This is a genomic window from Pseudomonas retamae (assembly GCF_043496865.1).
GTDB classification, from domain to species: Bacteria; Pseudomonadota; Gammaproteobacteria; order Pseudomonadales; family Pseudomonadaceae; genus Aquipseudomonas; species Aquipseudomonas retamae.
In genome coordinates this window covers 294,495-306,595 of record NZ_JBIEIL010000007.1, presented here as the reverse complement: position 1 = coordinate 306,595, position 12,101 = coordinate 294,495, and the positions used below count along the sequence as shown (strand labels likewise).

The 12,101-nt window shown below is 65.7% G+C and carries 1 protein-coding gene; it reads left to right on the top strand.

From position 1 onward, the window contains the following. Nucleotides 1–352 precede the first annotated feature (352 nt). Complete coding sequence (locus ACGSLL_RS16330) at nt 353–12,073, top strand: BapA/Bap/LapF family large adhesin (protein ID WP_394507098.1); 11,721 nt, start codon at nt 353–355, stop codon at nt 12,071–12,073. Nucleotides 12,074–12,101: the final 28 nt, after the last annotated feature.

Sequence of the window (12,101 nt, the reverse complement as noted above, 5' to 3'; positions counted from 1 at the left end):
CTAAATCCAAGGCATTAATTCTTTTGAATAGAGTCAGGCCTCGGACTGATCGATGATGCGCGCAAGTTAATGTCGCGTAGCCATCACTCGCTTCCCGATGCCGGTTTCGGGTCAACGCCAGTCTGTTGTGATCGTCACATTCGACACATTTTGTTTCAACGGAAAATCACTTGGATCCAACGTTCCGACCAACGGCACTATCGTTTAAAACCATGTTTATCAATGTCTTAACTTGTGCATTTGTAATTATCTGGATCCCTTGTCAGATAACAGGCGACCCATACTTACACTCCCAATCTATGGTTCTCCCTATAGCCGTGGCCATACGCCGATGCACTAACAGGGAGTAGTAATGGACAACATCGTTATTGCCGACAAAGCCAGTTCGCAACTCACCGCGCAGAACTGGGGTAACGTTCAGCTCAATCAGCCTTCAGTTGTACAAATTCCGGCCCGGCCCGAACAACTGGCTTCAACCAGTCGCAGCGGTCAGGATTTGATCCTGAATCTGAAGTCTGGCGAGCAGATCAAAATCACCAATTTCTTTGTCACCAGCCCCGAAGGTGTTACTAACGACATTGTGTTCCAGGGTGATGACGCCACGCTGTGGCAGGCGCGCTACAACGCAGAACCCTTCAATGGCTTTACCTTCGACGAAATAGGCTCGCTCGACGAGTTGATCGCCGGTGTCGGCGTGGTTGATGGCGCCACACCCGCGTGGGCGATCGCCGGGCTGGGCTTGTTGGGCGCGGGCGGCGCGGCGGCAGCTACGGGCGGTGGTGGCGGTGGCGGTGGTGGTGGCAACGGCGATGCGACGCCGCCCGCCCCGGCCACCGGCCTGAGCTTGTCAGCCGATGGCCGCTCATTGACTGGATCCGGCGAGCCCGGCAGCGTCGTGCAGGTGCGCGATGCGGCCGGCAATCTGCTGGGCTCTGGCACCGTCGGTGCCGACGGGCAATTCCAGATCGATCTGAACACTCCGCAAAACAACGGCCAACCCCTCGACGTGACGCTGACCGACGGTGCAGGCAATGTGTCCACACCGGGCACAGTGACCGCGCCGGACACCACTGCGCCTGCCGCTCCGGCCAATCTCAGCGTGAGCGCCGATGGCACGCAACTCGGCGGCAGCGGTGAAGCCGGCGCGACCATTCAAGTGCGCGCAGTCGATGGCAGCCTGTTGGCCAGCGCCGTGGTAGGGGCGGATGGCACCTTCAGCGTGACACTCAGCCCTGCACAAACCGGCGGTCAATCGCTGACCGTCAATGCCGTCGATGCGGCCGGAAATATCTCCACGGGCGCGACAATCAGCGCACCGGAGATCATCGAACCGCAAACACCCGCCAATCTCGGTCTGAGCAGTGACGGCAGCCAGCTCAGCGGTACCGCCAGGGCCGGCACCACGGTCGAAGTGCGGGCCGCCAATGGCGACGTGCTCGGGCGTGCCACGGTCGGCGCTGACGGTACCTTTACGGTGACCCTCAGCCCAGCGCAAGCCAACGGTGAAGTGATCAGCGTTGTCGCGCTCAATAGTGTCGGCGCGCAATCGCCTGCGGTGACATTCAACGCAGCGGATATTACCGGCCCCGCTGCCGCAACGGATGTATCCGTGAGCAGCGATGGCCTGTCTGTCACCGGCCGCGGCGAGCCCGGCAGCACGGTCAGCGTCACCAATGCCCAAGGCACCGTGCTCGGCACCGCACTTGTTGCGGCAGACGGTTCATTCACGGTGCCACTCAACGCGGCGCAAATCGACGGTGAAGCACTCAGCGTGCAACTCACCGACGCGGCGGCCAATCCTTCGCCCGCAGTGACCGTCATCGCGGTCGACCTCGACGGCCTGACGCAGCCCAGCGACATCGTTTTGAGCGTGAATGGCGAGCAAATGAAAGGACGCGGTCAGGTCGGGTCGACCATCACCGTCCGCGACGCCAACGGCAACCTGCTCGGCTCGGCAGTGGTCGCCGCCGACGGCACCTTCACCTTGCAACTGAGCCCGCCACAAAACAACGGCGAAACCCTGCAGATCAGCGCCAGCGACGCCGCTGGCAACACCTCAGCCCCGCTGACACATGTAACGCCTGACACCCAAGGTCCGGCGCCACTGACGGGCGTCACCCTGGATAATCAAGGGCAGACGCTGACCGGTCAGGGTGAGGCCGGCGCCGCGATCACCGTGCGCGATCCGGCGGGCAATATCATCGGCACCGGCACGGTCGGCAGCGACGGCAATTTCACCGTCAACCTCTCGACGCCGCAGACCGATGCGCAACAACTGCAAGTGATTCAGACCGATGTGGACGGCAACCCATCGGCGCCGGTCAACGTCACGGCACCCGATCTGACCACACCGGTCGCGGTCTCCAATGTCGACATTTCGGCGAACGGCGGCGTGGTCACCGGTGCGGGCCAGCCAGGCGCCACCGTGACTGTCACTGACGCAGGCGGCGTGGTCCTCGGATCCGCTGTCGTCGGCAACGACGGTCGTTTTGAAATCAATCTTTCCTCGCCCCAGACCAACGGCCAGAATTTGAACGTCGTGCAGACCGACGCCTCGGCGTCGGCATCGCCGGGGGTGCCGGTTCAGGCTCCCGATATCCAAGCCCCCAGCGCGCCGGCGAATCTGGCGCTGGATCCGACGGGCAGCACACTCACCGGTACCGGCGAGCCCGGCGCCACGGTGTCGGTCAAGGACCTGGCCGGCAACACCCTGGGCACCGCGATCGTCGACGGCAACGGTGCGTTTTCGGTCTCGCTGAACAGCCCGCAAACCAACGGTCAGCCGCTGCAAGTCAGCCAATCGGATGGTGTCAACGTTTCTCCCGGCACCCCGCTAACGGCGGCAGACACTACCGCTCCGCTGGCACCCGACAATCTGCTCCTGAACAGCAACGGCGTGACTCTGACCGGTACGGGCCAGGCTGGGAGCACTGTTACGGTGACCGCGCCGGATGGTTCGGTAATCGGCACCGCGCAGGTTGCCAGCACCGGCAGCTTTACCGTCAACCTCAGCCCGGCGCAACTCGACGGCCAGGTGTTGAGCGTGACCCAGACCGATGCGAGTACCCTGCCCTCGCCGGCCGCCCCGGTCACCGCGCCGGACATCACCGCACCGCCAGTCCCGACCGGGCTGATCATCGACCCGGCGGGTGCCACGGTCACCGGCACCACGCAGCCAAACAATACCGTCGAAGTGCTCGACGCCAACGGCAACGTCATCGGCACCGCGACCGCTGACGGTACGGGCGCTTTCACGGTCAACCTCGATACCGCCCAGACCAACGGCGAAGCCCTGCAAGTGGTGGTGTCGGACGGCACCAACGATTCTCTGCCGGGTACTGTCACCGCACCCGACAGCACCCCACCGGCGCCGGTCAGCGATCTGGCGCTCAACCCGGCAGGCAATCAAGTGTCCGGCCTCGCCGAGCCCGGCACGCTGGTCACCGTCAGCATCGTCGGCGGTGGCACGGTGTTGGGCACCGCGACGGCGGGTGCGGATGGCCGCTTCGTAGTAACCCTGAGTCCGCCGGCCGAGCCTGGCGGTGATCTGGAAGTGATCAGCACTGACGGCGGCGGCAACGATTCTCCGGCCGTTCCGCTGACGGGCCTTGACGGAAGCCAGGTCGCGACCCCGGAAGATCTGGTCTTGAGCGCTGATGGTTTCACGTTGACCGGCACGGGAACGCCCGGTTGCACGGTGACCGTGACCAACAGCAATGGCGATGTACTCGGGTCAGGCCTGATCAATGAATTCGGTAGCTTCACCTTGTTGCTCAGTGCCAGGCAGATCAACGCGCAAGTATTGCAAGTCACCGCCACCAACCCTGACGGCGATGTCTCGGTGCCGGGCACGGTGACGGCCGCCGATGGCACGCCACCCGAGGCGGTGAGCAATCTGATATTGAACGCCACCGGCAGTGCGCTGACCGGCCGTGGCGAAGCCGGCGCGACAGTCACTGTCACCGACAGCAATGGCACGGTGCTGGGCACCGCGCTGGTGGCCGGCAATGGCAGCTTCAGCCTGACGCTGACACCGGCGCAGCTCAATGGCCAGTCGCTCACCGTGATCCAGAGCGACGCCGCTGGCAATCCGTCGCAGCCTGCCAGCCTCATCGCCACCGACCTGCAACCGCCCGCTGCCGCAACCGGCGTCAGCATCAATGACGTCGGCACCGTGGTCAAAGGCCAGGGCGAAGCCGGCAGCACTGTGACCGTGCGCGATGCCGCCGGCAATGTATTGGCGACCGGTCTGGTCGATCAGAGCGGCAACTTCCAGGTCACTCTGCCCAACGCGCAGACCACCGGCGAAACCCTGCAAGTCACCCTGACCGATGCCAACGGCAACACTTCCACCGCCGCCGGCGTGCTCACCATTGACGGCACGCCGCCCGCCGCCGTGCAGAACCCATTGATCAGCGCCGACGGCACTACGCTCAGCGGCACGGGCGAAGTCGGTGCGACGGTCAACGTCAGCGACGCCAGCGGCACGGTGTTGGGTAGCGCGGTGGTCGGCGCCGACGGTTCGTTCAGCGTGACGCTGGCGCCCGCGCCCACCAACGGTGAAGCGTTGGCGATCAGCCAGACCGATGCTACCGGCAATGTCTCGCCATCGGCGAGCCTCAACGCGCCCGACATCAGCCCTCCGGCTGCACTGACACAGGTCGTGGTGAATGCCGACGGCGTGACCGTGACCGGTCACGGCGAGCCTGGAGCCACCGTGTCTGTGCGTAGCGCCGACGGTACCGTGCTGGGTACCGCGCAGGTCGGCAGCGGCGGTGCGTTCAGCGTCACGCTGAGCACGCCACAGCTGAATGCCGAAGTCTTGACAGTTACTCAGGAAGACCCGCCGGGCAACGTCTCCACGGCGGTTGAAGTGATCGCGGTCGATCTGACCCCGCCAGCCATTCCGAGCGGACTGACCTTGAACGCCGCCGGCGTGCAACTGGCCGGTAACGCCGAAGCCGGCAGCACGGTGATCGTGCGTGACAGCCAGGGCAACCTGCTCGGCACCACGACAGCCGCCGCCAATGGCACGTTCCAGCTGACGCTCAATTCCGCGCAAGCCAACGGCCAGTCGCTGAACGTGACAGCCACCGACGCGGCGGGCAATCCGTCCGCCCCGGCCATTCTCAATGCCGCTGACACCACTGCGCCGTTAGCGGCGAACGATCTGGCGGTGAGCGCCAACGGTGCGACGTTGACCGGTATCGGAGAAGTCGGCGCCAGCGTGGAAGTGCGTGACGCTGGCGGTGCGCTGTTGGGCACCGCCACTGTCGGCAACAACGGCAATTTCAGCGTCAGCTTGTCGCCGGCCGCAGTGGCTGGCTCGACGCTTTCCGTGGTGCAGATCGATACCGCCGGCAACAGCGGCCCGGCGACTCCGGTGACGGCGCCGGGCAATCTGGCGGAAAGTGCGCCGACCAATCTGGCCCTCAGCGCCGACGGTCTGACGCTGACCGGCTCCGCCACGGCTGGCAGCACCGTGAGCATTCGCAATGCCTCGGGTGTGTTGCTCGGCAGTGCAGTGGTCGCGGCCAACGGTAGCTTCAGCGTGGCCCTCAACGCGGCGCAACTGAACGGCGAGCAATTGTCTGCCGTGGCGACATCGACGACGGGCGTCAACTCGTCGCCTACCGACTACACCGCTGCCGACATCGCCGCGCCGACGCCACTCAGCGAACTCAGCCTCGCGCCGAACGGCATCGCCCTCACCGGACGCGGTGAAGCCGGCGCCACGGTGACCGTGCTTGGCACTGGCGGAGCGATCCTCGGCAGCGCGGTGGTGGCGGCCAACGGCACCTTCAGCGTGACCCTCAACCCGGCGCAAACCTCGGGCCAGACCCTGAGCCTGAGTCAAGCCGATGCCGCTGGCAATGAATCCAACAGCGTCAACCTGATCGCCCCGGATCTGCTCGCCCCCACCCCACCCACCGCCCTGGCGGTCAGCAATGACGGCAGCGTATTGACCGGCACCGGCGAGGCCGGCACCACGGTCAATGTGTTCAACGCCGCGGGAGCGCTGGTCGGCACCGGCACCGTGAGCATCGACGGCAGCTTTGCGATCACACTGACCACGCCGCAAGCCAACGGCCAGGCACTGACCGTGTCGCTGACCGACGCAGCAGGCAACACCTCGGCGGCCACACCGTTCACCTCGGTCGACAGCACGCCGCCAGCGGCGGTGTCGCAACTGGGCATCAGCGGCGACGGCGCGACCCTGACCGGGCGTGGCGAACCAGGCGCGCAGGTGCGGGTCATCGACAGTGACGGCAATGTCCTCGGCACTGCGCTGGTCAGCCCGACCGGCACCTTCACCCTGACGCTGACCCCGGCGCTGAGCAATGCCGAAGTGATCAGCGTGGTGCAGGCCGACGTGGCGGGCAACGACTCGCCGGCGGTGAGCCTGACCACCCCCGACTTCACCCCGCCTGACCCGCTGGCCAACGTCGACATCAACAGCTCGGGCGCGCTGGTCACCGGCACCGGCGAACCCGGCGCGACCGTGACCGTGCGTGATGCCAACGGCACCCTGCTCGGCACCAGCGTGGTGCTCGCTGACGGCTCGTTCAGCGTGACGTTGAACCCGCCGCAGATCAACGAACAGATCCTCAACGTGCAGCAGGCCGATCCACCCGGCAACGTCAGCGCACCGGTGCCGGTCACCGCACCGGACCTGACCCCGCCCGCTACGCCTGTGGATCTGCAGATCAATGTGGCCGGCGACGTGCTCACCGGCCGTGGCGAAGTCGGCGCCGAGGTCAGCGTGACGCTGGCCGATGGCACGGTGCTGGGCTCCGGCACGGTCGGCAGTGACGGGCTGTTCCAGATCAGCCTTTCACCGGCGCAGACCGACGGCGAAACGATCTTCGTCGAGCTCGCGGATGCCGCTGGCAACACCTCGCCTGCCGGCACGCTGGTGGCTGCCGACAGCACACCGCCGGCGGCACTGACCGATGTGGCGATCGATGCCAGTGGCAGCCTGATCACCGGCTCCGGCGCGGCGGGCTCGCAAGTGGTTATTACCAACGCGGTCGGCACCATCGTCGGCACCGGCACCGTTGCGCCCGACGGCAGTTTCAGCGTGACCCTGAATCAGCCGCTGCTCAACGGCGAGGCCCTGTCGGTGATCCAGCGCGATGCCGCGGGCAACCCTTCGCCCGCAGCGCCGGTTACCGCGCCGGACGTCACCGCACCGGCCGCCCCTACCGGGCTGCAACTTTCGGCTGATGGATTGACACTGACCGGCAGCGGTGAAGCCGGCGCCACGGTGCGCGTGCTCAGCGCGACCGGCACCGTGCTGGGCTCGGCAACCGTGGCCGCCAACGGCTCGTTCAGCGTGACCCTCAACCCCGCGCAGGTGAACGGTGAGCAGCTGAGCGTCAATCAGACGGATCTTGCCTCCAACACTTCACCGACCGCACCCTTGCAAGCAGGCGACACCACCGTTCCACTGGAAGTCGCCGAGCTCAATGTCAGCCAGGACGGCCTGACCGTGACCGGCACCGGCGAGCCCGGGGCGCTCGTCACCGTGCGCGACGGTGCGGTGGTGCTTGGCACCGCAACAGTGGCCGCCGACGGCAATTTCAGCGTGACGCTGTCCGCTGCGCAACTCGACGGCCGCACGCTGTCCGTGGTCCAGGCCGACGCTAAAAACAACCTGTCCGAACCCGCTCTGGTCGATGCGCCGGACAGCACCGCACCGCTCGCGCCAACTGTCACATCCTTGGCTGCGGACGGCATTTTGCTCACCGGGACTGCCGAAGCGGGCAGCACCGTGACGGTGTTGTCGGACAGCGGCACTGTGCTGGGTACAGCGGTAGCCTTGGCCAACGGTACCTACACCATCGAGCTTGATCCACCGCAGACCAACGGCCAGGTGTTGTCGGTGATTGCCACGGACGAGGCGCTGAACGCATCGCCAACGCTGCCCTTCCCGGTGCCCGATATCAGCGCTCCGGATGCCGTCACCGGTCTGACCATCAGCGGTGACCTGAGCCAACTCGCCGGGCGTGGTGAAGCCGGGGCCAGCGTCGAGGTGACCGATGCGCTGGGCAATGTCGTCGGCACCGCCACGGTCGCGGCCAACGGTACGTTCCTGGTCGACCTGGCGCCGGGTATCACGGCCGGTCAGGTGTTGACTGTCATTCAGACGGACGCGGCCAATAACGTTTCCGCTGATGCCATCCTGAACGTACCGGCTGTCCCGGCGCCGGACGCACCGGCCAATCTGCTCCTGTCAGACGATGGCGTGACGCTGACCGGCACCGCTGCAATCGGCACCACCATCAACGTCTTCGGCGCTGACAACAGCCTGATCGGCACCGGCATCACCGGTCCGGACGGCACGTTCAGTGTCGTGCTGACGTCGGCGCAAACCAATGGCCAGAGCCTTGAGGTCACGGCGAACACGCCGCTGGGCGGCGCCTCGCTGCCCACCGAGATCACTGCGGATGACACCTCGGCACCCGCGCCACTCAGCGATCTGGCAGTGAATGCCAGCGGTACACTGGTCAGCGGTCGCGGCGAAGTCGGCGCAACGGTGAGGATCACCGGCGCGGGCGGCGTGTTGCTGGGTGAAACGGTGGTGGCGGCGAATGGTACGTTCAGCGCACAACTGAATGCGCCACAGGTGAACGGCCAGCTACTCGATGCCACTCAGACTGATGCGGCCCTCAACACGTCGTCCGGTCTCAACGTCACCGCACCCGACATCACGCCCCCCGCCGCACCGACCGCGCTGCTGCTCAGCGGCGCCGGGCTGGTGCTGGGCGGGCTCGGTGAAGCCGGCGCCCTCGTCACTGTGCGTGGCCCGGGAGGCACGGTGCTGGGCACGGCAACCGTGGCGGGCAACGGCACGTTCTCGGTGACCTTGTCCTCGGCGCAACTCAACGGTCAGCAATTGAGCGTCAGTCAGAGCGATGCGGCGGGCAATGTATCGCCGTCGACCAACCTCAACGTCGCCGACACAACGCCACCGGCAGGATTGAGCAATGTGACCCTGAACGGCACCGGGCTGGCGGTCAGCGGCACGGGTGAGGCCGGCGCCACGGTCAGCGTGACCAACGCCGCCGGCACCGTGCTGGGCACTGCGGTGGTCAACGCCGGCGGTACCTTCACCGTGCAACTGTCCAGCGCCCAGCTCAACGGTCAACAGCTCAACGTCCAACAGGCAGACCCGGCGGGCAATCTGTCGCCAGTGTTCAACCTGACCGCCAATGACACCCAGGCACCGGTCGCGGCGACCGGTCTGGCGCTGGCCGCCAATGGCCTGACCGTCAGCGGCACTGGCGAAGCGGGCGCGACGGTCAATGTCTACGGCCCGGGCGGCGCGCTGCTCGGCACCAGCACAGTGGGCAGTGGAGGCACCTTCAGCTTCAACTTGAACACCGCGCAACTGGACGGCCAGTTGTTGACCGTGCGCCTGGTCGATCCGGCCGGCAACCTCTCGCCGAACGCCAGCCTGACGGCGCCGGACGTCACCGCGCCCGGTGCGCCGACCGGCGTCAGCGTCAATGGCAGCGGCACTCTGCTCACCGGCATTGGTGTGCCCGGCTCAACGATCAGTGTGCGTGGCGGCGGCGGTGTGGTGCTCGGCACCGCCACCGTCGCGGCCAACGGCAGCTTCTCGGTGGTGCTGGCCTCGGCGCAGATCAACAGCCAGGTGCTCAGCGTCACCCAGGCCGACCCGAGCGGCAACGTCTCGGCAGCGGCGAGCGCCACCGCGCCCGACCTGACGCCACCTGCTGCGGCGACGGCGCTGCTGGTCGGCGCCGACGGTCTGACCGTCACCGGCACCGGTGAGATCGGCGCAACCGTCACGATCAAATCGGCCAGCGGCACCGTTCTGGGGACCGGCACGGTCAACAACCTCGGGGTGTTCAGCATTGCCCTGAACAGCGCGCAGATCAACGGCGAAAAACTCACCGTCAACCTCAGCGATGCGCGCGGCAACGTCTCGGTTGCCGCGAATGTCACGGCGCCGGATATCGACGTCAACGCACCGGTGGTGGCCAGCGACAACCTTGCCGTCGGCACCGTTACCCTCGCCCCGGTCACCGCGTCGCAGACCTTCAACGACTCGTTCACCACACTGCTGGCCGGCTTCTCGAAAACCTTCACCTTCACCGTGGCCGGCGGCACGCGGCTTGATCCAACCCTGACGTTGACCACCAACAGCCTGATTTCGCTGCTCGACGGCGTGGTCTACACATTGCAGGTGAAGAATGCCAGCGGCACCTGGGTCACCCTGGACGTCAACGGCAGCAGCGGTCTGCTCGACCTGATTGCCCTCACCGGGCAAGGCGTGCGCGTCGACATTGGTAACTTGCTGTCAGGCGACTACCGGTTGACCGTGTCAAGCACCGGCATCGGCGTGCTGACCACGGTCAACACGCAACTGCAACTCGACGTCAGCAGCCTGACCCAGTTCAACGGCATCGCCGGGCCGGCGGTGACCGGCAACGTCATCACCAATGTTGGCGTCGATGGCACCGCCGACCAGACGGGCCCGGACAACGGCGCGCAATTGCAGATCTTCAAGAACGGCGCCTGGGTCAGCGCCGGGGCCGGCACCACGGTGCAAGGGCTGTACGGCACCCTGACCATCGACGCCAACGGCAACTACAGCTACAAGCCCAACGGCAGCGTCAGCAGCGTCGGCAAGGTTGACGTGTTCAATTATCAACTGGTGCACCCGAACGGCTTGAGCGACACCGCCAACCTGTACGTGCGCATCGACAGCCCGCAAGCCACCGAAGTGTGGAACGACGCCAACCTCGGCAGCCCGGCGCTGGTGGTCGATGCTACGGCGGACATCGCGTCGACTGACGTCACGTTGGTCAACCGCGAAGTCACCAGCACTTCCGCCCTCGGCACGTTCAACGTGTTGCTGGGCGGTGGCAGCGGCAACTACAACACCGTGGTCGCGGCAGACACCGTCAGCGATCTGACCGTGGTGGTCAATTCGAGCAACCTGCTGGCGTTGCTTGGTTCGATGACGGTAGGCCTGTACAAACTCAACACCGCGACCAACCAGTACGTGCTGGTCAAGAGCTACGGCGGCAACGCGCTGCTCAATCTCGGCGGTGGCAATTACGGCATCAAGTTCGACGACCAGACCGCCGGCACTTATCAGGTGCGGGTGGCGGTCGGCGGCCTCGGCCTGCTGACCAGCGTCAACACCAGCCTGATCAACGTCGCCACCTACACCAACCAGTTCGTGGTCGGCAGCTACACGCCGGTGTCGGGCAACCTGCTCACCGACACCGCAGGCGGCGGCGCCGATGTGTTGGGCTCGGTCTACACCCTGCTCAGCGTGTTGGTCGCCGGCAGTTACGTGGCGCCGGGTTACAACGGCGTCTCGCTGGTGGGCAACTACGGCACGCTGCTGGTGCAGGCCAACGGCAATTACACCTACACGCTCAAGGCCGGGCTGACCGATGCAGTGATCGGTCAGGAAGACACCTTCACCTATCAGCTCACTCACCCCAACGGCACGGTCGATACCGCCACACTGACCATCGACCTGAACAAGGCCGGCGCCTTCGCCAGCACCGCGTTCTCGACGCTGGCCAGCGATGACCTCGGTCTGGCTCACGCGCCTGCCGCCAGCGAGTTGATCCAGGGCACCGACGGCAACGACACCCTCGACGGCTCGCACGGCGGCGCCGTTACCCTGCAAGGCGGGGCCGGCAACGACACGCTGATCATCGCCGACCAGCAGTTCACCTCGGTCGATGGCGGCAGCGGCACCGACACGCTGCTGTGGGCCGGTGGCGACGTATCGATCAACCTCGGCGATCTGCAGAGCAAGATCCACAACGTCGAAATCCTCGACCTCAACCATTCCACTGCGGTGTCACTGACGTTGAACCTCAGCGACCTGCTGGCGATCACTTCCTCTGACAACAACACCCTGCTGATCAAGGGTGATGACAAGGACAGCGTGCACATGACCGATGGCTGGGTCGCCGATGGCGCGCAGCAGGCCGACGGCATCGACTATGTTCAATACACGGCACAGGAGGATCCGAGCCACCACTTGTGGGTGCAAAACGGCATTCAAGTCGTCTGAAACAAGGCATCAGCAACGTCCGTCTCTC